Annotated in this window: 23 protein-coding genes; 5 read left to right on the top strand and 18 right to left on the bottom strand. The window is 69.1% G+C overall.

Annotated elements, in window-relative coordinates:
- The 4 genes from ABD893_RS07565 to argC all read right to left on the bottom strand — a co-directional run bounded on the left by ABD893_RS07565 (position 1) and on the right by argC (position 4,596).
- Entirely contained in the window at positions 1-1,248 is a 1,248-nt protein-coding gene (locus ABD893_RS07565; protein ID WP_425548354.1) for an acetylornithine transaminase, read from the bottom strand.
- Entirely contained in the window at positions 1,241-2,230 is a 990-nt protein-coding gene (gene argB, locus ABD893_RS07560) for an acetylglutamate kinase (protein ID WP_345077695.1), read from the bottom strand. The genes ABD893_RS07565 and argB overlap by 8 nt, the downstream gene beginning before the upstream one ends.
- Positions 2,227-3,396 (bottom strand): bifunctional glutamate N-acetyltransferase/amino-acid acetyltransferase ArgJ, encoded by a 1,170-nt coding sequence (gene argJ, locus ABD893_RS07555; protein ID WP_345077692.1) that lies wholly within the window; start codon positions 3,394-3,396, stop codon positions 2,227-2,229. The genes argB and argJ overlap by 4 nt, the downstream gene beginning before the upstream one ends.
- Before the next feature lie 90 nt (positions 3,397-3,486).
- Positions 3,487-4,596: an N-acetyl-gamma-glutamyl-phosphate reductase gene (argC, locus tag ABD893_RS07550; protein ID WP_345077689.1), complete on the bottom strand. Its 1,110-nt coding sequence runs from the start codon at positions 4,594-4,596 to the stop codon at positions 3,487-3,489.
- Positions 4,597-4,759: 163 nt separating this feature from the next.
- On the opposite strand from argC, the gene ABD893_RS07545 reads away from it, so the two are divergent.
- Positions 4,760-5,530 carry a DUF981 family protein gene (locus ABD893_RS07545; RefSeq protein ID WP_345077686.1) on the top strand — a complete coding sequence of 257 codons (771 nt, stop codon included), beginning with the start codon at positions 4,760-4,762 and terminating at the stop codon, positions 5,528-5,530.
- A gap of 107 nt (positions 5,531-5,637) precedes the next feature.
- On the opposite strand, the gene ABD893_RS07540 is transcribed toward ABD893_RS07545, so the two are convergent.
- Genes ABD893_RS07540 through pheS form a run of 3 tightly spaced genes read right to left on the bottom strand, consistent with a single transcriptional unit; the run spans position 5,638 to position 9,882 of the window.
- Complete coding sequence (locus ABD893_RS07540; RefSeq protein WP_345077771.1) at positions 5,638-6,165, bottom strand: magnetosome magnetite crystal formation protein family; 528 nt, start codon at positions 6,163-6,165, stop codon at positions 5,638-5,640.
- Between the two features lie 5 nt (positions 6,166-6,170).
- Entirely contained in the window at positions 6,171-8,774 is a 2,604-nt protein-coding gene (gene pheT / locus ABD893_RS07535; RefSeq protein ID WP_345077683.1) for a phenylalanine--tRNA ligase subunit beta, read from the bottom strand.
- Position 8,775: 1 nt separating this feature from the next.
- Positions 8,776-9,882, bottom strand: a complete 1,107-nt coding sequence (gene pheS, locus ABD893_RS07530; protein ID WP_345077680.1) for a phenylalanine--tRNA ligase subunit alpha — start codon at positions 9,880-9,882, stop codon at positions 8,776-8,778.
- A gap of 213 nt (positions 9,883-10,095) precedes the next feature.
- Between pheS and ABD893_RS07525 the strand changes: the two genes are divergently transcribed.
- Both ABD893_RS07525 and ABD893_RS07520 read left to right on the top strand, forming a co-directional pair.
- Positions 10,096-11,196 (top strand): S-(hydroxymethyl)mycothiol dehydrogenase, encoded by a 1,101-nt coding sequence (locus ABD893_RS07525; RefSeq protein WP_345077677.1) that lies wholly within the window; start codon positions 10,096-10,098, stop codon positions 11,194-11,196.
- Positions 11,193-11,813, top strand: coding sequence for an MBL fold metallo-hydrolase (locus ABD893_RS07520; protein WP_299306297.1), 621 nt, complete (start codon positions 11,193-11,195; stop codon positions 11,811-11,813). The genes ABD893_RS07525 and ABD893_RS07520 overlap by 4 nt, the downstream gene beginning before the upstream one ends.
- A 350-nt stretch (positions 11,814-12,163) precedes the next feature.
- Here the strand turns inward: ABD893_RS07520 and ABD893_RS07515 are convergent, their stop codons facing one another.
- From ABD893_RS07515 to infC, 9 genes are all read right to left on the bottom strand, one after another.
- A complete protein-coding gene (locus ABD893_RS07515; protein ID WP_147271534.1) occupies positions 12,164-12,505 on the bottom strand; it encodes a hypothetical protein in 342 nt (113 codons plus the stop codon).
- A 10-nt stretch (positions 12,506-12,515) separates the two neighbouring features.
- The gene (locus ABD893_RS07510; protein ID WP_345077667.1) at positions 12,516-13,109 is read right to left on the bottom strand and encodes a hypothetical protein; all 594 of its coding nucleotides are present in this window, start codon (positions 13,107-13,109) and stop codon (positions 12,516-12,518) included.
- A gap of 317 nt (positions 13,110-13,426) precedes the next feature.
- Complete coding sequence (locus ABD893_RS07505; protein ID WP_425548359.1) at positions 13,427-13,777, bottom strand: recombinase family protein; 351 nt, start codon at positions 13,775-13,777, stop codon at positions 13,427-13,429.
- A gap of 66 nt (positions 13,778-13,843) precedes the next feature.
- Positions 13,844-15,009, bottom strand: a protein-coding gene (locus tag ABD893_RS07500) for an IS3-like element ISAar24 family transposase (RefSeq protein ID WP_101557321.1) whose coding sequence is annotated in 2 segments (ribosomal slippage) — positions 13,844-14,733 and positions 14,733-15,009 — 1,167 coding nt in all. Because the reading frame shifts where the segments join, the coding sequence is not laid out codon by codon here.
- A 191-nt stretch (positions 15,010-15,200) separates the two neighbouring features.
- Positions 15,201-17,264 carry a bifunctional copper resistance protein CopD/cytochrome c oxidase assembly protein gene (locus ABD893_RS07495; protein ID WP_345077661.1) on the bottom strand — a complete coding sequence of 688 codons (2,064 nt, stop codon included), beginning with the start codon at positions 17,262-17,264 and terminating at the stop codon, positions 15,201-15,203.
- Positions 17,261-18,196 (bottom strand): TrmH family RNA methyltransferase, encoded by a 936-nt coding sequence (locus ABD893_RS07490; protein ID WP_345077658.1) that lies wholly within the window; start codon positions 18,194-18,196, stop codon positions 17,261-17,263. The genes ABD893_RS07495 and ABD893_RS07490 overlap by 4 nt, the downstream gene beginning before the upstream one ends.
- A 19-nt stretch (positions 18,197-18,215) precedes the next feature.
- The gene (gene rplT / locus ABD893_RS07485; RefSeq protein ID WP_345077655.1) at positions 18,216-18,596 is read right to left on the bottom strand and encodes a 50S ribosomal protein L20; all 381 of its coding nucleotides are present in this window, start codon (positions 18,594-18,596) and stop codon (positions 18,216-18,218) included.
- Between the two features lie 58 nt (positions 18,597-18,654).
- Positions 18,655-18,849 carry a 50S ribosomal protein L35 gene (gene rpmI, locus ABD893_RS07480; protein WP_345077652.1) on the bottom strand — a complete coding sequence of 65 codons (195 nt, stop codon included), beginning with the start codon at positions 18,847-18,849 and terminating at the stop codon, positions 18,655-18,657.
- Between the two features lie 25 nt (positions 18,850-18,874).
- Complete coding sequence (gene infC, locus ABD893_RS07475; protein ID WP_345077769.1) at positions 18,875-19,453, bottom strand: translation initiation factor IF-3; 579 nt, start codon at positions 19,451-19,453, stop codon at positions 18,875-18,877.
- A 355-nt stretch (positions 19,454-19,808) separates the two neighbouring features.
- Between infC and ABD893_RS07470 the strand changes: the two genes are divergently transcribed.
- Both ABD893_RS07470 and ABD893_RS07465 read left to right on the top strand, forming a co-directional pair.
- On the top strand, positions 19,809-20,792 hold the full coding sequence (locus ABD893_RS07470) for a DUF4352 domain-containing protein (RefSeq protein ID WP_345077649.1): 984 nt from the start codon (positions 19,809-19,811) through the stop codon (positions 20,790-20,792).
- Positions 20,793-20,963: 171 nt separating this feature from the next.
- A complete protein-coding gene (locus ABD893_RS07465) occupies positions 20,964-21,296 on the top strand; it encodes a DUF1844 domain-containing protein (RefSeq protein ID WP_345077766.1) in 333 nt (110 codons plus the stop codon).
- A gap of 97 nt (positions 21,297-21,393) precedes the next feature.
- Here ABD893_RS07465 and ABD893_RS07460 read toward each other — a convergent pair whose 3' ends face one another.
- Together ABD893_RS07460 and priA are read right to left on the bottom strand one after the other, a co-directional pair.
- Complete coding sequence (locus ABD893_RS07460) at positions 21,394-22,281, bottom strand: SseB family protein (protein WP_345077646.1); 888 nt, start codon at positions 22,279-22,281, stop codon at positions 21,394-21,396.
- The gene (gene priA / locus ABD893_RS07455; protein WP_345077643.1) at positions 22,278-23,012 is read right to left on the bottom strand and encodes a bifunctional 1-(5-phosphoribosyl)-5-((5-phosphoribosylamino)methylideneamino)imidazole-4-carboxamide isomerase/phosphoribosylanthranilate isomerase PriA; all 735 of its coding nucleotides are present in this window, start codon (positions 23,010-23,012) and stop codon (positions 22,278-22,280) included. Before priA ends, ABD893_RS07460 begins: the two co-directional genes overlap by 4 nt.
- Between the last annotated feature and the right edge of the window lie 27 nt (positions 23,013-23,039).

Genomic DNA, 23,039 nt, shown 5'->3' with positions numbered 1-23,039 from the left:
TCAGTTCTCTCCTTCAGGCGCAGCGGCCTCGAGCAGGGCGGGCAGGGCAGCGGTGAACGTGCCGAGCTGGGCCGGGGTGATGAGCAGCGGCGGGGCGATCCGCAGCGTGGTGGCGTCCGGGGCGTTGACGATGAAGCCGGCCTCGAGCGCCGCCGCCGCGAGCTGCGGGGCGATCGGGGCGCGCAGTCCGATGCCGAGCAGCAGGCCGGCTCCGCGCACCTCCTCGATCAGCGGATGGTCCAGAGCGAGCACGTCGCGGGTGAATCCCGCGCCGACTGCTTCGACGTGCGCGAGCAGATCGTCCTCGAGGATCGTGCCGAGCACGGCGAGCGCAGCGGCGGAGGCCAGCGGGTTCCCCCCGAAGGTGGTGCCGTGCTGGCCGGGCTTCAGGAGGTCATGCACGGCGGGGCCGTAGCTGATCACGGCGCCGATCGGGAAGCCGCCGCCCAGACCCTTGGCGAGGGTCATCACGTCGGGCTGGAGGTCCTCGATCGCCTGATGCGCGAACCAGTGGCCGGTGCGGCCGATGCCGGTCTGGACCTCATCCAGGATCAGCAGGGTGCCGTGCTCGCGGGTGAGCCGGCGCAGCGCGAGAAGGTATTCGGTGCTGAGCGGGCGCACCCCGGCCTCGCCCTGGATGGGCTCGGCGAACACTGCGGCGACATCCCCCGGGGCGAGCGCCTCGGCGAGCGCCGCCTCATCCCCGACATCGAGGAACTCGACTCCACCGGGAAGCGGCTCGAACGGGGCGCGATACGCCTCCTTCCAGGTGAGGGCGAGGGCGCCCATGGTGCGGCCGTGGAAAGAATTGCGCAGCGCGAGGATGCGGGGACGGCCGGTGCGGCGGGCGATCTTGAAAGCGGCCTCGTTGGCCTCGGTGCCGGAGTTGGCGAAGAACACTCCGGAGCCGGCCGGAGCCTGCGCGAGCTGCAGCAGCTTCTCGGCGAGCTCGATCTGCGGAGCGGAGGCGAAGAAGTTCGAGACATGCCCGAGGGTCTCCGCCTGCTTGGTGATCGCGGAGAGCAGCGCCGGGTGGGCGTGGCCGAGGGCGTTCACGGCGATCCCGGCGAGCAGATCGAGGTACTGCTTCCCGTCGGTGTCCCAGACGTGCACGCCCTCGCCGCGGGCGAGGACCTTCTGGGGCGTGCCGAAGACGGGCAGCAGCGCGTCTCCGTAGCGCTGGGCGAGATCCTGCTCGGGCTGTTCCTGCATGGGCTGTTCCTGCATGGGCTGTTCCTGCTCAGACATAGTCGTCCCTCCTCACCATGGTGCCCACGCCCTTGGTCGTGAACACCTCCAGCAGCACGGCGTGCTCGATCCGGCCGTCGATCATCGCGGCGGTGCGCACCCCGGCGTCGACCGCGCCGAGCAGCGCCTCAGCCTTCGGGATCATCCCGGCGGTGAGGCCGGGGAGCATCTCCCGCAGCTCCGAGGCGGAGATCTCGGGGATCAGCGAGCCGCGGTCCGGCCAGTCGCGGTAGAGGCCCTCGACGTCGGTGAGCATCACCAGCTTCTCGGCGTCCAGTCCTTCGGCGAGCGCTGCGGCGGCGAGGTCGGCGTTGATGTTCAGGACCTCTCCGGTGGGGTTGCCGTCGGCGTCGACCTCGGGGGCGATCGAGGAGATCACGGGGATCCTCCCGCTCTCGAGCAGGTCGCTGATGGCGTCGATGTTGACGGCGCCCACTGCACCCACGTGGCCGAGGTCGACGTCCTCGCCGTCGACCACGGTGCCGCGACGGGTGGCGGTGAACAGTCGGGCGTCCTCTCCGGACATGCCGATGGCGAAGGGGCCGTGGTGGTTGATCAGACCCACCAGCTCGCGGCCCACCTGGCCCACCAGCACCATCCGGGCGATGTCCATGGTCTCGGCGTCGGTGACGCGCAGGCCGCCGCGGAAGGTGGATTCCTTGCCCACCCGCTTCAGCATCGCGTTGATCTGCGGGCCGCCGCCGTGGACGACGACCACGCGGATGCCGGCCAGGCGCATGAAGACGATGTCGGCGGCGAACCCGCGTCGCAGCTCTTCGTCGACCATCGCGTTGCCGCCGTACTTGACCACCACGATCCTGCCGCGGAAGCGCTGCATCCAGGGCATCGCCTCGATCAGCACCTCGGACTTCTCGCGGGCTTCGCTGCGGGCGGCGTCGAGCTGCGCCAGGGGGTTCTTGCCGACCAGCGGCGCATCGCCTGCCGGCTCACCGGCCGGGCTGTTCTGCGGAGTGGGATTCATGAGGAGTAGGCGCTGTTCTCTTCGACGTAGTCGTGGGTGAGGTCGTTGGTCCAGATGTCACCGGTGGCCTCGCCGGCGCCGAGATCGACCTCGATGAGGGTCTCCCGCGGGGTCATGTCCACCTCGGAGCGGTCGCGGTGGGCACCGCCTTCGCGGCACACCTCGACTCCGTTGACGGTGACCGAGAGGTGTGCGACGTCGAAGGGTGCCACAGCCTCGGGGACGCAGCCGGCTGCGGAGACGATGCGGCCCCAATTGGGGTCGTTGCCGAAGATCGCGGCCTTGACGAGATTCGAGCGGGCGATCTCGCGGGCGACGGCGAGGGCTGCCTGCTCGGTGGTGGCGGAGCGGACGATCACGTGGACGTCGTGGCTCGCGCCTTCGGCATCGGCCACCAGCTGGCGGGCAAGATCCGCGCTGACGGTGCGGACCGCCTCGGTGAGCTCGTCGAGCCCGAGGGTGATGCCGCTCGCGCCGGAGGCCAGCAGGATGACCGTGTCGTTGGTGGACATGCAGGCGTCGGAGTCGACGCGGTCGAAAGTGGTGGAGGTCGCGGCGCGCAGTGCGGCGTCGGCGGTCTCCGCGTCGACGTCGGCATCGGTGGTGAGGACCACCAGCATGGTCGCGAGCTGCGGTGCGAGCATGCCCGCACCCTTGGCGATCCCGCCCACGACGACGCCGGAGGGCGTGGTGACCTCCGCCGTCTTCGGGACCGAGTCGGTGGTCATGATCCCGCGAGAGGCGGCGGCATCCGCCTCTGGTCCTGCCGTGAGCTGACCGGCGGCGGTGGTGACCCCGGCCAGCAGCGGCTCCATCGGCAGGCGCTCCCCGATCAGCCCGGTCGAGCAGACGAGCACGTCCTGGGCTGCGACATCGAGCAGGCTGGCGAGGTGCTCGGCGGTGCGGTGGGTGTCGGCGAAGCCCTCCGGGCCGGTGCACGCGTTCGCGCCGCCGGAGTTCAGGACCACGGCCCGTGCGCGCCCGTCCGAGACGGCCTGGCGGGACCAGAGGACAGGAGCTGCCTGGACCCGGTTGCTGGTGAACACCGCGGCAGCGGTGTCTCGCGGACCGTCGTTGACGATGAGGGACAGGTCGTCCTTGCCGGTGGCCTTGATGCCAGCAGCAAGGCCGACGGCGCGGAAGCCGCGGGGGCGGGTGATCGACATGGGAGCTCCTGAGAGGTCTGGGAGGTGCTGTGGCGGAAGCGTCGCGGGAACCTGACGGTCCAGCGGCGACGGGAGTTCTGGGGATCGCGCTCAGGGCGCGAGCGCGGTCCGGGTCAGGCCGGTGCGCTCGGGCAGTCCCAGCGCGAGGTTCATGGACTGGATCGCCGCTCCGGCGGTGCCCTTGACCAGGTTGTCGAGCGCGGAGATCACCGTCGCCTGGCCGCTGTGACGATCCACCGCGGCGCCGATGCGGAGGGTGTTCGCGCCGGTGACCTCGCCGGTGGAGGGGAAGACCCCCTCGGGCAGGACGGTCACGAAGTGCTCGTCGGCGTAGTCGGCCTGCAGGGCGCCGAGCAGATCGGCGGTGGTGGTGCCCTCTGCGACGGGTGCGGTGCACACCGCGAGGATCCCGCGGCTCATGGGCACCAGCACCGGGGTGAAGCTGAGGCGCTGACCGGTCTCGCCGGTGGCCCGGCGGAGGTTCTGCAGCACCTCGGGGACGTGGCGGTGACTGCCGCCGACGGCGTACGGGGCGGCGCTGCCGGAGGCCTCGGCGAACATCAGATGCTGCTTGGCTGCGCGGCCGGCGCCGGAGTAACCCACCGGCAGCACAGCGCTGAGCTGTGTGGCGTCAAGAAGGCCGGCGCGCACCAGCGGTGCGAGCGCGAGCGAGACGGCAGTGGCGTTGCAGCCGGGCACTGCGATCTCGCGGGCGCCGACCAGCAGCTCGCGCTGGCGGGTGCCGTCCGCCAGGGGCAGCTCGGGCATGCCGTAGGTCCACGTCCCTGAGTGCTCGCTGCGGTAGTACTCGCTCCAGTCCTCGGCGCTTTCGAGCCGATGGTCCGCGCCGAGATCCAGGACCAGCACGTCCGGGTCCTCCGCGCGCAGCGCAGCAGCGATCTGGCCGGACTGCCCGTGAGGGAGGGCGAGCACGACCACGTCATGACCGCGCAGGGTGTCCACGCTCGTCTCCGCCAGCACGGGATCGTGGCCGAGGTCGATGTGCGGCGCGACCTCGCTGAGAAGCTTGCCCGCGCTCGAATGCGCAGTCACAGTGGCGACCTCGACGCCCGGGTGCGAGGAGAGCAGCCTCAGAGTCTCTCCCCCGGCGTAGCCGGAGGCGCCGACGACGGCGACGCGGGGTCGCTGCGAGGTGGCCGGATGCGCCGCGGGGATGGCGGAGTCGCTCGAAGAAGTCATGCCGGAAGTATATACAGCAGTCTGCATGATCAGCCACTCGGTTCACTGCATGGACTCCCTGGACGCGTCCCGCAGGAGAGGTGGAGGCGCGGCCAGGCCAGTGCTCATGATAGAGATGAATGTTGTTCTATCTGGGGCCGGACGGCCCCTACAGGAGGTAGTGATGAAGGATTTCTTCATGGGTGAGTCCTCGCCCGGAATGATCGACTGGACGACGATGCCGACCTACAACACGATCATGTCGCTCGCCGCGGGCGCTGGTCTTGTCGCTCTGGTCCTCTTCGTCCGTGACCTGATGCGCCACCGGGCCGAGGATCCCCTCAGCACGGACGGCTGGGCGCTGACCTTCGGCTCGCTCGGGGTCATCCTCACGGTGACCGGCGCGCACATGAGCTTCACCTGGCCCCTTGCCGCCGGCGGGTTCGCCTTCGACAACGTCATCTTCGGGGAGACCAGCCTCGGCTTCGGGATCCTGATGTCCGCCCTGGCGATCTTCCTGGCGAAGCGAGGTGATCGGATCATCGCCTCCCCGACGCCGCTGACCGAAGTGGCGCGGGCCGCGCGACCGCTCAGCATCTTCATCGCAGGTCTCGGCCTGGCACTGGTGGCCATCATGTTCGCCGGCATCGTGTACCAGCTGTTCGCCGCACCGCCACAGGAGCCGATCTCCGGAGCATTCGCCGAGTGGCCCCTCGTGGAGGCGATCTTCATTTCCCTGCTGTTCGGTCTGGTCGGGGTGGGTGCTGTCCTGGCTCCCCTGGCCATCCGTGCTCTCTCGAAAGCCTCCCCGAGTGCTGGCGGAGACGCCACGTTCCAGGTCCCGACGATCGCCAAGGTCGTCGGCGCGCTCTGGCTGGTGACCGGCGTCGTCTTCGTCCTGTTCGGAGCGATGAACTTCTACACCCACATCGGGCTCATCGTGAACACGATGTGAGGCCGCTTGATCTGTCCTCACGAAGGGCGGCGCGAGAACGCGGGAGGGGTGCAGCTGACAGCTGCACCCCTCCCGCATTCTCGTTCCGGGGCGCTCTCTGCCCGGGCTCAGTCGCGCGGGGCGCGCAGGAAGGGGATCACGGGCAGCCGTACCCGTCGGCCCTTGGACGCCATCACGGTGCCGACGATCGCATAGACCGCCTCCAGCAGGCTGACGACGAAGAACAGCCCCAGCACAGTGAAGACGAGAACGTTCATCACCGGACGGAACATCATCCCGTTGCCGGAGGACGACGGAGATCCGGTGAGCACCGCGATCAGCATCGTGAGAGCCATGAGCACGGGCCAGCACAGCTGGGTCAGGCCCCAGTTCGCTGCGCGCACGCCGTTGACCGCGGCGAGCGCGCCGTACCTGCGCTGACGAAGGCCCACGACGAGCTGGGTGATCCCGGCGATCAGCAGCCCCACGAAGGGGATCGGGAAGTATGCCAGGAATCCCAGCGCCCAGGCGATGGTCCCGTTCCGCGCCGGGACGGCCGGCGTCGGAGCGGGACCGGGCGGAACCTGTCGCGCCGGTGCGTCGTCAGGACCGGTCGGCCCCGGAGCGGAGCTCGCGGGGTCGATGGCAGGAGGCATCGGGCTCACGCGCGCAGCACTCCCCCGACGGCGGCATCGACGGCCGCAATGCAGCGCGTGCGCGCCTCACCGATCTGCTCGGCGCTCAGGGTGCCCTCGGTGGAGCGCAGCCTGACCGAGAAGGCGAGCGACTTCTTGCCCTCGCCGATCTGCTCACCGGTGAAGACGTCGAACAGGTGGACGTTCTCGGCGAGGTCACCGACACCCACCACGATCGCCGCTTCGACAGCCGAGGCCGGCACGTCCTGGTCGACCACGAAGGCGAAGTCCTCCTTGGCCACCGGGTAGGTGGGCACCGGAGCGGCGACCACCACGGCAGGGGCCGACGCGATCAGGGCATCGAGATCGAGTTCGAAAGCGCTGGTGCGGGCGGGGAGACCGAACTCCTTGACCACGGCGGGGTGGAGCTCACCGGCATGGCCGATCACCGTGCTCTCCCCGTCAGCGGTGAGGACCCGCAGCTGCCCGGCGCGGCCGGGATGGAAAGGAGCATGCTCGGTCTGGCGCACTTCGAGCTCGGTGCCGACGGCGGCGGCCGCCCGGCGCGCGAGGTCGAAGGCATCGGTCCAGCTCCAGGGCGCGATCTCGCCCTGCCAGGAGCCCGGGCCGGACGCCCCACCGACCACGGCGGCGAGGGTGCGGGTCTGGACCGGCAGTGCGGCGAGGACCTCCTCGAGCTCGGCGTCGGTGGGCCGCTGGCCAGCCGCCGGGACCGGTGAGCGGGCGCCCTCACCGCGGGAGCGGGAGGTGGTGCCGAGCTGGAAGATCGCCACCGACTCCTCGCCGCGGCCGAGGTTCCGCCGGGCGACGGGCAGCAGGGTCTGCAGCAGGGAGGTCCGCATCAGCGGCTCGTCGTCGGCCAGCGGGTTCAGCAGGCGCACGGCGTCGCGCCGCGTGTCGTCGGCCTCATAGCGCAGGGCGTCGAAGATGCCCTCGCCCACGAAGGGATAGGACGTGACCTCGATGACCCCTGCCTCGGCGAGTGCGCGGTGTGCGTCACGACGGGCTCGCTGGGCGCGGGTGAGGCCGCGGCCACCGGGCGCCGTGGGCAGGATCGACGGGATCGTCTCGTAGCCGACGAGACGGGCGATCTCCTCGATCAGGTCCTCCCGGATGGTGAGGTCCGGGCGCCAGGAGGGCGGGGAGACGGCGAGGGAGCCGTCGCGGGCGTCCTCGACCTGGCAGCCGATCATCTCGAGGCTGCCGCGCACCTGCTCCGGGGTGTAGGCGATGCCGACCACGCGTTCGGCGTCGCCGAGCGGGAGGGTGATCGCCGCGGCCGGGGCGGGGACCGAGCCCTCATCAGTGACCGTCGGCGCGATCTCGCCGCCGCCGAACTGGGCGATCAGCTGTGCGGCACGGTAGGCCGCGACCAGCGGCAGCTGCGGATCCACGCCGCGCTCGAAGCGCTTGGACGCCTCCGAGGGCAGGCGGTGACGGCGCGCGGAGCGGGCCACCGAGATGGAGTGGAAGGTCGCCGCCTCGAGCACGATGTTCGAGGTGGTGCTGGAAACCTCGGTGGACTTTCCACCCATCACACCGGCGATGCCGAGCAGGCGCTCGCCCTCGCCGCCCTCGCTGTCGGTGATGAGCAGGTCTTCCGGATCCAGGGTGCGGGTGACGTCGTCCAGCGTGGTGAGCTTCTCGCCCTGCCGGGCGCGACGCACCACGATCGGGGCGACGACCTGGTCGGCGTCATAGGCGTGCAGCGGCTGGCCGAGGTCGAGCATGACGTAATTGGTGACGTCGACGATCAGGGAGATCGAGCGCATGCCTGCCAGGGTCAGCCGGCGCGCCATCCAGCGCGGGGTCTGCGCAGCCGGGTCCACACCGCGCACCTCGAGGGCCACGAAGCGGGAGCAGCCCTCGACGCCGCGGATCGGGGCCTCGTCGCGCAGCTGGACGGCGAGCCCGCCGGCGTCGGCCGCAGGGACTTCGACGGTGGAGACCGGATCGGTGAAGCTCGCGCCGGTGGCGTGGGAGTACTCGCGGGCGACGCCCCGCATCGAGAAGCAGTAGCCGCGATCCGGGGTCACGTTGATCTCGACGACCTCGTCCGCCAGGCCCAGCAGCGCGATCGCGTCGTCGCCGGGCTCGCCGCTCAGGCCTTCGGCGTGCCCGCGGCCGAGCACGATGATGCCGTCCTCACCGGAGGGGTCCTCGCCCAGGCCCAGCTCGTCGCCGGAGCAGATCATGCCGTCGGAGGTGTGGCCGTAGGTCTTCCGGGCCGCGATCGCGAAGTCGCCGGGGAGCACGGTCCCGGGCAGGGAGACCACGACGAGGTCTCCCTCGACGAAGTTGTGCGCGCCGCAGATGATGCCGCGGCTGGGGCGCTCCTGCCCGGGCTGGGGGTCCTTGGGGTTGTCGGCGTCCTCGTTGTGCTCGGGGCCGACGTCCACGCGCACCCAGTTGATGGTCTTGCCGTTCTTCTGGGGCTCTTTGACGAGTTCCAGCACGCGGCCGACGACGAGCGGTCCGGACACCTGGGCACCGAAGATCGCCTCCTCTTCGAGTCCCACGCGGGAGAGGTCGGTGGCGACCTGCTGGGCGGAGGCGCCCGTGGTCAGCTCGGTGTGCTCGGCGAGCCAGGTCAGGGGAATGCGGGGCATCTCAGATCTCCGTACCGTAGTGCTGGGAGAAGCGGACGTCGCCCTCCACCATGTCGCGCATGTCCGCCACGCTGTTGCGCAGCATGAGGAGGCGCTCGATCCCGAGTCCGAAGGCGAAGCCCTGGTACTCCTCGGGGTCCACGCCGGCCGCTCGCAGCACGTTCGGGTGGACCATGCCGCAGCCGCCCATCTCGATCCAGCCGGTGCCGCCGCAGACGCGGCAGTTCGGGTCCGCGTCGTGGTCCAGACCCTCACGCGCTTCGCAGCGGAAGCAGCGGAAGTCCATCTCGGCGCTGGGCTCGGTGAAGGGGAAGTGGTTGGGGCGCAGGCGCGTGATCGGTGCCCCGCCGAAGATGTGCGCGGCGAAGGCGTCGAGGGTGCCCACGAGGTTCGCCATCGTCAGGCCCTTGTCGATCGCGAGCCCCTCGACCTGATGGAACATCGGTGAGTGGGTCGCGTCGATCTCGTCGGCCCGGTAGACGGTGCCGGGGCAGGCGACGTACAGCGGGGCGCCGCGCTCGAGCATCGCGCGGATCTGCACCGGTGAGGTCTGGGTGCGCAGCAGCATCCCGGAGCCCTCCGGCGCGACGTAGAGGGTGTCCTGCAGGGAGCGGGAGGGGTGCTCCGGGTCCGCGTTCAGCGCGTCGAAGTTCAGCCAGGACGATTCGATCTCCGGACCCTCGGCGATCTCCCAGCCGATGCCGACGAAGAAGTCGTTGATGCGGTCCTGCAGCACCGTCAGCGGATGCGAGGCGCCGCGGGGGCGCAGATCGGTGGGGAGGGTGACGTCGACGGTCTCTGCGGCGAGCGCAGCCTCCTCCTCGGCGGCGGCGAGCTCCTCCTGGCGAGCGGCGAGCTGCTTCTGGACGCGACCCTTGCCCTGGCCGACCAGCTTGCCGGCGAGGGCCTTCTGGTCCTTGGGCAGGTCCTTGATGGCGCGGTTCGCGGTCGAGAGCACGCTGGCATCGCCGACATGGGCGATGCGCACCTGCTTGAGCTCGGCAGTGGTGGCGGCCGCGGCGATCGCGGAGAGCGCGGCATCGATGGCGTCGCCGATGGTCGCCTCGTCGATGACCGGGGCGGCGGGAGTCGAGGATGACTCGGACACAGGTATCGCTTTCGTCCGGGGGCAGGAGGGCACGGGCGCCACTGTGCGGGAACTGCGGCGCGGGCACCGCAGACCATTCTAGGAGGCGCGGACAGGGCGCACATCGGATGCCGCTCTGCGACCGTGTCACAACACCCCCAGCCCATGCGGTCCACGGCACTCAGGCGACTCTCGTAGGCTGGCCGCAGCATCATCGTCTCCGAGGAGGACTCTGTGACCTGGACCGTGAAGGGCGTCGTCGCCCGCAGTGAGAAGCAGCCCGCTGAGCTGCTCGACATCGTCATCCCCGACCCTGGGCCGAACGACGTCGTCGTCGACATCGAGGCGACCGGCGTATGCCATACCGACCTCGCCTACCGCGACGGCGGGATCAACGACGAGTTCCCCTTCCTGCTGGGACATGAGTCCGCAGGCCGCGTCTCCGTGATCGGCGAGAACGTCACCCACGTGGAGATCGGCGACTACGTGGTGCTGAACTGGCGCGCCGTGTGCGGGCAGTGCCGCGCCTGCAAGAAGGGCGTGCCGCAGTACTGCTTCGACACTTTCAACGCCTCCAAGCCCATGACCCTCACCGACGGCACCGAGCTGACCGCGGCGCTGGGCATCGGCTCCTTCTCGGAGAAGACCCTGGTCCACGAGGGCCAGTGCACGAAGGTCTCCGAGGACGCCCCCGCTGAGGTCGCCGGACTGCTGGGTTGCGGCGTGATGGCGGGCATCGGCGCCGCGATCAACACCGGTGCCGTGCAGCGCGGCGAGTCCCTCGCCGTGATCGGCCTGGGCGGCGTGGGCTGTGCGGCGCTCGCCGGGGCGGAGCTCGCCGGTGCCACCACCATCATCGGCCTGGACGTCGACGAGAAGAAGCTCGCCGCCGCGAAGGACCTGGGCGCCACCCACACCGTGCTCACCAAGGGCCTCTCCCCCGAGCAGATCGCCGAGAAGGTGCGGGAGCTTACCGGCGGCTTCGGCGCGGACGTGGTCGTGGACGCCGTGGGCATCCCGCAGACCTACGAGACCGCCTTCTACGCCCGCGACCTCGCCGGCCGCGTGGTGCTGGTGGGCGTGCCGCGCCCGGGCGTGGAGATCACCTTGCCGATGGCGGACGTGTTCGGTCGCGGCGGGGCGCTGAAGTCCTCCTGGTACGGGGATTGCCTCCCCGAACGGGACTTCCCGTATCTGATCGACCTCTACCTTCAGGGCCGACTGCCGCTGGATCGCTTCGTCACGGGCCGCACGGACCTCGCCGGAGTCGACGGCGCGCTGGATGCGCTCCACGACGGCAACAGCCTGCGCACCGTGGTGGAGGTGGCACGATGACCGCCCGCCTTGCACACGCCGTCACCTCCGGCACCTTCAGCCTCGACGGCGAGACCCACCAGGTGGACAACAACGTCTGGGTGCTGGGCGACGACGAACAGTGCGTGGTCTTCGATGCCCCGCACGACGTCGACACCGTGCTCGACCTGGTCGGCAACCGGGAGTGCGTGGGCATCCTGCTCACCCACGCCCATGACGACCACGTCCGCATGGCCCCAGAGCTGTCCGAGGCGCTCGAGGCTCCGATCCTGCTGAACCCCGCCGACCGTGAGATCTGGCAGCTCACCCACGGCGACCTGCCCTGGGACGACGAGGTCGAAGACGGTGACATGTTCACGATCGCTGGGGTGAACCTCGAAGCGCTCCACACCCCGGGCCACTCCCCCGGCTCGACCTGCTACTACTCCGAGGAGCTGGGCGCCGTGTTCTCCGGCGACACCCTGTTCCAGGGCGGTCCGGGTGCCACCGGGCGCTCCTTCTCCTCGCGGGAGACGATCGAGGAGTCAGTCCGCGAGCGCCTGTTCGCGCTGCCCGAGGACACGGTGGTCCACACCGGCCACGGGCCCGACACCACCATCGGCGCCGAGAAGCGCGCCGCGCAGGGCGACTGGCTCTGAGCCAGCCCCTCTGAGCACGACGCGGCGGCGATCATCCTTCGATGATCGCCGCCGCTGCGCGTGGCCGATGCTCCTGTCAGCTTCCGAAGCCGACTGCACGGATGGGCGAACTCTCCTGCACTGGTCGAGCCATGCTTCATTTGAGGTTGCCCTAGTGGAACTTTCAGTCGTCTGGGCCACCCCCGGCTTATCGGCAGATAACCTACGTGTCCACTAAACCGGGGACGGACCACCTTCGTCGGCAGCACCCAGGCGTCTTCTTGCGGTGCTCAACGGTCGAACGGCCTCGCACCGGCTATGAAGCGTGGGGGCGAGGCCGTTCGACCGTTGACTTCATGGAGCGCGAGCTGTCAGGCGGCGACCACTATCCGCTCAACCTGGCCGCCGGGACCCTCTGTGACGACGACCCGCCAATTCCATGCCCGCAAGAGGATGGCGACCTTATCGTCCTGTCCAATTCCGCTGGCGCTTGAAGGGAACAAAGCTGCCGCCACGAGGGCGTAGAGCTCAAGGCGATGCGGCTCTGAGGCGAGGTCTTTTCTCTTCTCGATGCACCAGCTGAGCGCGGACTCAACGTTGTCTGCGTCCAGATCCCAAGCGTCACTAGCTGTGTAGCTTTCGTTCGCAATCTGAGTTAGAGCGACCGCCCTGTACCTTGGGAAGACAAAAGTAGACATGTCTCGCTCGTCCACGCTAGAGATGTCACCTGCGAACAATGTTCTTCTTCTCCGAAACAGTCTTGGAGCCGACGGTGCCGTGACCAGGTGACGTGATTTGCATGGTAGTAGTCTTTACCCAGTACCCATTGCCCAATCCGGCGTTACCTGACATCGGGACATAGTAGACCATCGGTGAAGGTGACCCTACAGTGACGGTTCGTATTTGGTCTGCCTGAGCACGTTTCTTGGGTGACCCCTGCGCGTGCGGCGTGAACGAGAGGATACTGCGGACGCGAACGTTGACACGATCGAGGCCGGTCCCATTGCACTTGACCTTTACCTTGTAAATGGCTCCCCCCGCCCCCTTTGAATAGTGGGTGGTATCAAGTTGGCCAGTGCAGACTATCCCTTTGTAGCCCGTTGATCTGCTGGTGATCCCCTGGGTTTCGACACTAAGCGTGTCGCCGAAGTCGAGAAAGTCCTCCGCAGGAGCGGAAAGCGCCTCTGCCTCGGCCGCATTGGCGGCGTCATCGAAGCCATCTGAGGCGTCTGCTTGCGCCGGAGTTGCGATCATTAACGAGAAGATTGCAAGACTCGATATTGCGACGAGGAGGCGGCTTTTCTTCACTGTGGACATCGTTATCCTTAAGAGGGCTGACGGGAGATCTCGCAAGCTTCTGTTTAGAGCATGAGAGAAGCAGTCTGGCTACCGAAAGCGTTACTCCTGGCGGGGCGAATACACTCTGAGCCCACCCTAGATCATCGGCAGAGGAAATTTCCAGACGACGGGAGTTCCGCTGCCGAAAGAGCGCCCTGAGAGCCTTCAGGATGAGCGCTGACGAGCGATGGCAAGCCGGGTTGGCGTCCCGCAAGTCGAATGAATACGGACACGGTGCGCATCAATGCCTGCTACCAAGCGAGCATCGCGGGAGGGCCATCCGGGCTCGGCGCCCCCTACCGTCGAGCGAGAACTTTCTTGCCATCCGCTCGGAGCTCCCCGGCCGGCGAGACATGGCGGTAGAGGGTCTGGCGGCTCACGCCGAGCTCGGCACAGAGGTTCCCGACGTGAGTGTCGGGCTTGCCCATGGAGGCCATTGCGAGGCGAAGCTTGGCGGGGGTCATCTTGAACGGTCGCCCGCCGGTGCGGCCGCGGGCGCGTGCGGCGGACAGCCCGGCGGTGGTGCGCTCGGAGATCAGTTCTCGTTCGAACTCTGCCAAGGCGGCGAAGATGCCGAACACGAGCTTGCCGGAGGCTGTGGTGGTGTCGATCGCAGCTCCCTGGCCGGTCAGGACCTTCAGCCCGATTCGGGACTGCCGCGCGGATAGGTGACATCTTGACCTGCCCTACGGTTAGGTTTCCACTCTTGGTCGCTAGCTTCCGATGGTGGTGAGTGCCCGCGGGGTGCGGGCGAGGTCGTAGTCGTGGGGTGTCGCGTACTCGAGGGAGGAGTGCCGGCGACGACGGTTGTAGAACACCTCGATGTACTCGAAGATCGCGTTCGCGAGCTCGATGCGCGTCTTCCACTTCTTCCGGTTCAGCAGCTCGATCTGCATCGTCGACCAGAACGACTCCATCATCGCATTGTCGAGGCCATCGCCGACGGTCCCGAACGACGGCAGCAGTCCCGCTGAACGGATCTTCTGAGTGAAGACCCAGGAGGTGAACTGGACTCCGTGATCCGCATGAACGATCCCTCCGGGCCCTGGCTGACGTGCACGGATTGCCATGTCCAGAGCGTTCACGACCAGGGTGGAGTCCTGTTTGGAGTCGATAGCCCAGCCGATGATCTTGCGGCTGCAAGCATCCAGCACGGCGGCGCAGTAGATCTTGCCCTCCCGGGTGGGATGCTCGGTGATGTCCGTGACCCACAGCTCGTTCAGCGCGAGACGGTGGAACTTGCGGTTGACCAGGTCGTCCGCTGTGGCTACCCCCTTGAGTCGCTTGATTCTGGCTGGGCCTGGAAGGCCACCGATTCCGGCGCGAGTCATGAGGACGGAGATGAGCCGGCTGGAACACGGAATGTTCATTCCGATGGTGAGCTCGGCGTGGATGCGGCGGTAGCCGTAGGTGCCGCGGGAGGCGACGTGGATCTCCCGGATCAGGCCGGTCAGCCAGCGGCGGCGCAGCTCAGTGGCACTGGTCGGGCGCTTTCGGTACCGGTAGTAGCCCTGACGGGAGACGCCCAGTAGGCGGCAGCAGGTGCTTGTGGGTGCCCCGGCGTCGACGAGTCGGTCGATCACCGGGTGCGCCCTTTTGGGGCAACTCCTCCCTCCTCGTCGAGCCACGTCGCGGCCCGGCGGAGGATCGCGATCTCCTGCTCGAGCTGGCGGACACGGCCGCGCGCCGCGCGGAGCTCGGCAGATTCCTGACTGCTTAGTCCCGGCCGGCGGCCGAGGTCGATATCGTCCTGTCGCAGCCAGTTGTGGAGGGTGACCTCGTGGATGCCCAGGTCCAGTGCGGTCTGCTTGACCTGGCGGCCCTCGCGGACCAGAGCGATGGCACGGGCACGGAACTCGGGAGGGTACGGGCGAGGCATGCGAAGAGCCTTCCATGAAGACCATCGACTAGCGACGTCAACTGGAAACCGAGCCATAGGTCAGGTCACCGTGAGCTGATGCGCCGCGAGGTGTCGCTCGCGGCGTCGGCGGGTGGGTTCCACACTGGCGCTCCCCCGCAGGCAGCGTGTTCCATCAGGTCAGCATACCGCGCTCAGGGAAGAGCGGTCATCTACTGATCTTCCACAGGGCGGGCCACGTGCTCGGAGGCCGAGGCTCCTGCCCCTTCCTCGGCCTGCGATATCTCCACGGCGTCCCCGCCAGTCGCGCCGGGCATGCGTCCGCCCTGCAGGCCCGCCAGGTACGCGTTGTACGCCGCGAGCTCCGCGCCGCCGTCGCGCTCCGCCTTGCGGTCGTACTGGCGTGCTCGGCGGTCGTCGGACTTCATCCACATCGCCGCGACGATGATCGCGTAGCCGACGGTCGGGACCTCGGAGATCGCCCACATGATCGTCCCGCCGCGCACCTGGATCAGCTCGAGCCGGTCCGGCGAGTACATCCCCAGCTGCGAGTACCAGCCCTCCGCCACCAGCCAGGTCGCCGAGACCATGGCCACCCCGAAGAAGGCATGGAAGGCGAGGGTGACCAGCAGGGTGATCAGCTTCAGCACCGGGTTGATCGGCTTCTGCGAGGGGTCGATCCCGATCAGCACCCAGGCGAACAGGTAGCCGGAGGCGAGGAAGTGCACCGTCATCAGCAGATGCCCGACGTGGTGCTCCATGGCCAGCTCGAACAGCGGCGAGAAGTAGAAGATGACCAGCGAGCCCACGAAGATGAACCCGGCCACCGGCGGGGAGGAGACCAGCCGGGAATAGCCGGAATGCAGTGCGGCCAGCACCCATTCGCGCACCCCTCGCGAGCCGTCGGTGCGCGGCGCGACCGCGCGGGACAGCAGCGTGACCGGGCCGCCGAGCGCCCACAGCGGTGGCACGATCATCATCATCGCCATGTGCTGGATCATGTGCGCGTCGAAGCGGAACTTGCCCCAGGCGGCGGCGCCGCCGTTCATGACCCAGGCGAAGGCGAGGCAGCCGGCGAGGAAGCAGGCCGTGCGGATCCACGGCCACACGTCACCTCGACGGGTCAGCCGCACCACTCCGATGAGATACAGGCCGGCCAACGTCACGGCCAGAGCGAGGGCGATCCAGTCGGGCTGGAACACGGTGAACAGGGCGCTGGGTCCGAACTCTCGCTCCGGCGGAAGGTAGCCCACCAGAGACAGCACCCGCAGCTCCCCCACAGCGGGGATCTCCTGCGGGACCGGCGGGGCGGAGCGGCCCAGGGCGATCGACGCACCGATCACCGCCGCCATCACCACACCCTCAGTCATGACGAGGTGACGGAAACGGATCCGCTCCCCCAGCCGTCGCCTCTGCAGCGCGCCGAGAATGGCGAGGGCGAGCAGCCCTGCCGCCTTGAACAGCACCACCCGGCCGTAGCCGGTGGTGAGCAGCTCCGACCAGTGGGACATCCGGATCCACGCGCTGATCAGCCCGCTGAGCGCGAGGGCTGCGACGGCCGCCAGAGCCCAGGGGGAGAAGCGACGGATCGCCGTGGTCATCTGCGACGCGTCCATGCGCGCGCTGAGCAGGAAGAGGACCAGCAGCCCACCGGCCCAGACGCTGACCGCCACCAGGTGCACGGACATGGCGTTGACGGCATTGACATGGTCGAGGCTGGAGCCGGCATGCCCGGCGAGGCCCAGGGCGGCGGCGCCGATCCCGGCGAAGGCGAGCCCCCAGCAGGCCATCACCGTGGACCGTGCGATCGCGTAGGCCAGTGCGGACAGCGCCGCGAAGACGGTGATGGTCAGCTGGATCCGGCCCAGCTCGCCCCCGAGCGCCACGTCCCAGACGTTGAGGTCGGTGCCCGCGCCTGTCGCCTCGAGCCCGACCAGCGGGATCAGGGCGAGCGAGGCGGCCGCCCACAGCAGCGCTCCTGCGGCGCCGAGGCGTACGGTGCGGCGGCGCAGCGGATCCAGGGTGGTCACTTCGCGGCGACCGGGCCCCGGCAGCAGCAGCACGGCGGTCCCGCCGGCGCCGATCGCGAGCAGCAGGCCCAGGTGGTGCAGGGCGCGCACCGCCGGTAGCCCCCAGGTGACCAGCGGGGACGCCGGGACCAGTTCGGCGGGGGCGAGGGCCCCGGTGGCGGCCATGCCCGCCAGGGCGGCGGCGACGGTGAGGAGCAGGAGGAGCGGGAGGGCGAGGACGCCGGCGCGCTGGGAGACGGCGTTCATGCCCCTGCCTGTCGGCGCCGGAGCGTCTCGAAGAGGCAGACGGTCGCGGCGGTGTGGACGTTGAGCGATTCTGCGTGCCCGGCCAGGGGAATCCGCACGGTCAGCGGGGCAGCGGCGAGGGTGGCCTCATCCAGTCCGCGCGCCTCGTTGCCGAGGATCCAGGCGATCCGCGCGGGCAGCTCGACGGTGAAGAGTTCGGAGTCGGCGTATCCGCTGGTGGCGGCGGCGGTGATGGAGGTCGCGGCGAGCTGGGCGAGCACATCCTCGACCGCGGCGCCGGTGAGCACGGGGAGATGGAACAGGCTGCCGACGGCGGCGCGCACGGCCTTCGGCGAGTAGGGGTCGGCGCTGGTGCGGGTCAGCACCACGAGGTCGGCGCCGGCGGCGTCCGCGGTGCGGATCAGGGTGCCGACGTTTCCGGGATCGCGCACCTCGTGGAGCACGACGACGGTGACGGGGCCGTCGGCCGGCAGCCCGTTCACGGCGTCGGCGGCGGCCGACGAATCCTCGGCGGGCAGGGCACCGACGGCGACGACGCCCTGCGGTGACACCAGAGCACCCTGCGAGGAGGCTGCTTCCTGCGAAGAGGTGACCCCACGGGAGGTGCCGTCGGCCCTCTCTCCCGCTGAGCCGGTGACTGCGGGTTCGCGGACCAGGGCGCGCAGGATCTGCTCGTCCACGGTGCGCACGGGGACGGCGGCGGCGCGAGCCAGCTCGACCAGCTCGGGGTGGTCAGCTGCTGCGCGCTCGGTGAGGAACACTTCGTGCGCCAGCTCGGGACGGTGCGTCAGCAGCGAGCGGACCGACTGGGGTCCCTCGATCCGGAACCTGCCCTGTTTACGACGTGCAGAGCGCCCGGCCAGTGCCGCTACCTTCTTCACCCGCTCGGAGCGGGGAGAGGTGAGCGGAGACTGATCCGGGCGCTCGTTCATCGCAGAGAATGCCGCGATGTCAGGCTGCCGGGGCGTTGACGTCCTCGGGGAGGGCGTTCTTCGCGACCTCGACCAGAGCGGCGAATGCCGGGGCGTCGTGGACGGCGAGCTCTGCAAGCATGCGACGGTCGACCTCGACGCCAGCCAGGCCGAGGCCCTGGATGAGGCGGTTGTAGGTCATGCCGTTGGCGCGGGATGCAGCGTTGATGCGCTGGATCCAGAGCTGACGGAAGTTGCCCTGACGCTTCTTGCGGTCGCGGAAGTTGTAGGTCTGCGAGTGCAGCACCTGCTCCTTCGCCTTGCGGTACAGACGCGAGCGCTGGCCGACGTAGCCGCTGGCCTGCTCAAGGATTTCCCTACGCTTCTTATGGGCGTTTACCGCCCGCTTCACGCGTGCCACGTGATACTCCTTCGATCGAAAATTCAGGGGCGCGGGAGCTGTGCTCCCACGTGGGCGATCAGCGGCCCAGCAGCTTCTTCATACGCTTGACATCGGACTTGGCGACAGAGGTGTCGCTGCCGAGACGGCGCTTGCGGGTGGAGGACTTGTGCTCCAGCAGGTGGCGAGCGCCCGCCTTCTCGCGCATGAGCTTGCCCGAGCCGGTGACGCGGACGCGCTTCTTGGTACCCGAGTGGGTCTTGTTCTTCGGCATCTGCCTGTTCTCCTTGTGACGTTTCTCAGGACTCGACGCTAGGCTCAGCCTCAGCCGTGGGCGCGGACTTCTCGTCCTCACTCCGGGCTGCAGCCTTCTCCGCATCGGTCTTGCGCTTGCGGGCCTCGGCCATGGCCTGGGCCTTCTTCTTGTGAGGCCCGAAGACCATCACCATGTTGCGGCCGTCCTGCCGCGGGTGCGACTCGACGAAGCCGTACTCGGCGACGTCCTCGGCCATACGACCGAGAAGCTTGACGCCCCTCTCGGGACGGGACTGCTCACGACCACGGAAGCGGATGATGACCTTGACCTTGTCGCCACCGTCAAGGAACTTCTCAACATTGCGGCGCTTGGTCTCGTAGTCGTGGATGTCGATCTTCAGGCCCATACGGATTTCCTTCTGGACCGTATTCGCCTGGTTCTTGCGCGACTCACGGGCCTTCAGGTTGGCTTCGTACTTGTACTTGCCGTAATCCATCAGACGCGCAACCGGCGGATTCGCACCGGGCGCGACCTCGACGAGATCGAGTCCTGATTCCTGGGCAAGACGCAGGGCGTCCTCGACACGGACCTCACCGACCTGCTCGCCGGCGGGTCCGACCAGGAGGACCTTGGGGACCCTGATCTGACCATTGATGCGCTGTTCGCTGATGTTGGCTCCTCACCTTGATTCGAGTCGGAAGACGACGAAAGCCCCCGCAAATATCATGCGGAGGCCCCAGGTGCACGCGCAACAGCGCGGTCCGGGCATTGCTGCCCGGCTGCGATACTGACCCAGCAGCTGTGCGCTCGCGGCCGGAAGGCGCACGGGCAGATCGCCACGAGGTGGGAAGGGACTCCACTTGAAGGAACGAATGACGAGGGTCTCGACCTGTTCCAATCGTCTATCCTAGCAGGAGTGGGGCCGCAGTCCAGGTGATGTGCGTCGCGCCCGCATGCTGCGACAACGAGGAGTGCTGGTGGAGACCGATCGCGATGCGTCCGGCGGGGACGACCTCGCCGGTCGTCCCGACCCTGACACACCCTCCCCTGAGTCTCCAGAGTCTCATGACTACGGCTACGGGCAGACGCCGCTGGATCCCGCGGGGACCGGCGGTGCTCGCGCAGCTGACTCCGGGTCTCCCGAGGGCGATGTGCCCTCTGCGGCCTCTCCTGCGGCGGCATCATCCGGGGAGGATGCCCTCTCCACCGGCGCGGAGACCTCTTCTGCCGGCCCCGAGTCCTCTTCCAGGACCGGCCAGGTCCCCGCAACCGGCATCCGCCCGGTGACTGCTCTGCGCACGGCGCCGCGTGCAGTGCTCCGCCCGGTCCCGGAGGGCTTTCCCACCCCACCGCCACGGCCGGCCAGGCCCAACCGTCGGCCCGCTGCACCGCAGGAGCCCGCCCCGGCGGGGAAGAGCCGTCGCGGGGTGCTCATCGCGGGAATCTCGGTGATCGCTGTCCTGCTGCTCGCGGTCGTCGTCGGTGGCGGGGTGCTCGCCGTCCGGACGCTCTCGCCCGCCGCACCGGCGGGCGGTTCCTCGGCCCCCTCGACGGGGACGGCACCCGAGCCGACCGGTCCTGGACAGGTACAGATCGGCGAGGCGACCATCACTGAGGTGAGCACCGAGGTCGGGGTGCGCAAGGTCGGCTCTCCGGGATCGGCCATGGAGCCCGAGGGTGAGTACATCGTCGTGATCTTCGAGGTCGACAACCCGCGTGACCAGAGTCTGGATATCGGGGACCAGCTGGAGCTCGAGGCCGCTGATGGCCAGACCTATGCTCCCGACTCCGATGCGGGCATCACCTTCGAGGCGGACGACAGCAGACCACTTGGAATGGTCGACCCCGGCAGCACCGTCACCTTCCACAAGGTCTACGACGTTCCGATCGGCACCCAGCCGACGGGCCTGCATTTCAGTTTCAGCAACATGACAGAGACTGGGACCCTGCCGCTGGGGTAGCTGAGCACCATCCCTCCCCCGCCGCGAGCTCACCCACCATCCCGCGCGCCCGCTCCGGGCGCGAACCCTCGACCACGAAGGATCTCTGCAGACGTGAACGACCACCAGCACCACGACCACTCCAGCCACACCGGACACGCAGATCATGCCGATCATGCCGAAGCCCCCGTCCTGGGCGGTGAGGAGCTCCGCGATATCGCCGATGTGGCGGCGGTGGAGATCATCACCTCCGCCTGCGTGCACCTGCTCAGCGCTGCGGCGGTGAAGGTCGGGCTCGCGGAGGACGAGGCGACCGGTCAGTACCAGGACCTCGACGAGGCCCGGAAGCTGATCAATGCACTGGCCGGTCTCGTGACCGCTGCAGCCCCGGAGATCGGCAACGAGCATGCCCGTTCGCTGCGCGATGGCCTGCGCTCGCTGCAGCTGGCCTTCGCCGAGGCGCTCCCCTTCCCCGACGAGCCCGGCAAGGCACCGGGCGAGAAGTACACCGGCCGCGTCTCCTGACCGCGAACGCTCCCTCCTGCTCCTCGTGAGCCGGGCCTCCGGGCCTCGGTGTGCACAGGGCTCCCAGCAGCGTCAGCGCAGCCGGGAGCTGCAGGGGTCAGGAGCCGAGGACGAGGCGGAGCGAGCTGATCCGATCGGCGACCAGCTGCTCGGCACCGAGACGCGCGGTCACCTCGTCGACCGTCCGCCGCACCTCGGGCGCGGTGAGGCCGGGGCGCAGCCGGAGCTGGAGATCCACCTCAGCCCGCTCCCCGGCCCGCGCAGAGAGCGTCAGCACCTCGGCAGAGGACTCCGCAGCGACCCGGTCCAGCACCTCGGCCAGCTCTGGATCCTGGTGCGGAGGGATCCACTGCCTCCCCTGAGCCAGCGCCCACAGCACTGAGCGCGGCAGCAGCACCGGTCCACCCTCTGCAGCGGAGGCAGCGGGGTCGATGAGGAGGCCTGTGCAGCCCTCCTGGACCGCTGCCTGCGCGGCCTGAGGGGCGATGACCGGTACCGGCCGGGCGTCTGCGCGCCAGGCGGTGAGGGCCGCTACCGAGGTGAACAGCGGCAGCACCGTCGTGCCGTCGGGGGCCGTGATCGAGACCATCGCCATATCGGCGCCGTTGTCGCCGGTGAGCCCGTGGGCGGTGGTCCCGGTCTCGGTGGCGACCGCCATGATCGGCACCAGCACCCGGGAGGTCGCGAGGGCGGAGGCCAGCTGCTGGCGGTGAGGGTCCTGCCCTGCTCGATGCGCGGCGAGGGCCGCAGCGACGGCAGCGGGTGCGCTGCCGTCATCGGCGGGAAACGGGCTGAGCGTGTAGTCCCGCCCCTCCCAGGAGATCCCGGCGGTGTCTGTCAGCGGGGACTTCTCGCGGAAGTGGGACGGCAGGGTCCGGTGGACCTGCTCGGTGCGGTCATCAGCTCCTGCCTGACCTCCGGCCGGAGGCCCTGCCGAGGACCCGGCCGGAGCGGCAGGATGATCGTGCTCCTGCGCCGGGCTCATGGGCGGCCCGCGACGTCGAGCGCCTCGCCCATCGTGAACGCCTGTGCATACAGGGCCTTGCCGACGATCGCGCCTTCGACCCCTGAGGAGACCAGTTCACGCAGGGCGCGCAGGTCATCGAGGGAGGAGATCCCGCCGGAGGCCACGACCTTCGCCTCGGTGCGCGAGCACACCTCGGCCAGCAGCTCGAGGTTCGGTCCGCGCAGGGTGCCGTCCTTGGTGACGTCAGTGACGACGTAGCGCTGGCAGCCGGCCTCGTCGAGCCGCTCGAGGGTCTCCCAGAGGTCGCCGCCGTCGCGGGTCCAGCCGCGTGCTGCCAGGGTGGTGCCGCGCACGTCGAGGCCGACGGCGATGCGGTCGCCGTGCTCCGCGAGGATCTCCGCGGTCCACTCCGGGTTCTCGAGTGCGGCAGTGCCGAGGTTGACGCGGCGGCAGCCGGTGGCGAGCGCTGCGGCGAGCGACTCGTCATCACGGATCCCGCCGGAGAGCTCGACGTTCATATCGACAGCCGCGACCACCTCGGCGAGCAGCGCGGCATTGGAGCCGCGGCCGAAGGCGGCGTCGAGATCCACCAGGTGCAACCAGCTCGCGCCGCCCTCCTGGAAGGACAGCGCCGCATCCAGCGGGGCGCCATAGGCGGTCTCGGTTCCTGCCTCGCCCTGGACGAGTCGGACGGCCTGGCCGCCCTGGACGTCGACGGCGGGGAGCAGCTCGAGCACGGGAGCGGTCATGGGGTGCCTCCTGGCAACGGGTGCGGG

This window comes from Brachybacterium paraconglomeratum (assembly GCF_039541415.1).
Classification (GTDB): Bacteria; Actinomycetota; Actinomycetes; order Actinomycetales; family Dermabacteraceae; genus Brachybacterium; species Brachybacterium paraconglomeratum_A.
Note: the sequence above shows the minus strand (reverse complement) of the source record. Positions and strands in the feature narration are given on the sequence as shown.

Coding starts and splice junctions, on each gene's coding strand:
- ABD893_RS07565 (WP_425548354.1), bottom strand. CDS start 1,248: ATGTCTGAGCAGGAACAGCCCATGCAGGAACAGCCCATGCAGGAACAG.
- argB (WP_345077695.1), bottom strand. CDS start 2,230: ATGAATCCCACTCCGCAGAACAGCCCGGCCGGTGAGCCGGCAGGCGAT.
- argJ (WP_345077692.1), bottom strand. CDS start 3,396: ATGTCGATCACCCGCCCCCGCGGCTTCCGCGCCGTCGGCCTTGCTGCT.
- argC (WP_345077689.1), bottom strand. CDS start 4,596: ATGACTTCTTCGAGCGACTCCGCCATCCCCGCGGCGCATCCGGCCACC.
- ABD893_RS07545 (WP_345077686.1), top strand. CDS start 4,760: ATGAAGGATTTCTTCATGGGTGAGTCCTCGCCCGGAATGATCGACTGG.
- ABD893_RS07540 (WP_345077771.1), bottom strand. CDS start 6,165: ATGCCTCCTGCCATCGACCCCGCGAGCTCCGCTCCGGGGCCGACCGGT.
- pheT (WP_345077683.1), bottom strand. CDS start 8,774: ATGCCCCGCATTCCCCTGACCTGGCTCGCCGAGCACACCGAGCTGACC.
- ABD893_RS07520 (WP_299306297.1), top strand. CDS start 11,193: ATGACCGCCCGCCTTGCACACGCCGTCACCTCCGGCACCTTCAGCCTC.
- ABD893_RS07510 (WP_345077667.1), bottom strand. CDS start 13,109: ATGTCCACAGTGAAGAAAAGCCGCCTCCTCGTCGCAATATCGAGTCTT.
- ABD893_RS07495 (WP_345077661.1), bottom strand. CDS start 17,264: ATGAACGCCGTCTCCCAGCGCGCCGGCGTCCTCGCCCTCCCGCTCCTC.
- ABD893_RS07490 (WP_345077658.1), bottom strand. CDS start 18,196: ATGAACGAGCGCCCGGATCAGTCTCCGCTCACCTCTCCCCGCTCCGAG.
- rpmI (WP_345077652.1), bottom strand. CDS start 18,849: ATGCCGAAGAACAAGACCCACTCGGGTACCAAGAAGCGCGTCCGCGTC.
- ABD893_RS07460 (WP_345077646.1), bottom strand. CDS start 22,281: ATGAGCCCGGCGCAGGAGCACGATCATCCTGCCGCTCCGGCCGGGTCC.
- priA (WP_345077643.1), bottom strand. CDS start 23,012: ATGACCGCTCCCGTGCTCGAGCTGCTCCCCGCCGTCGACGTCCAGGGC.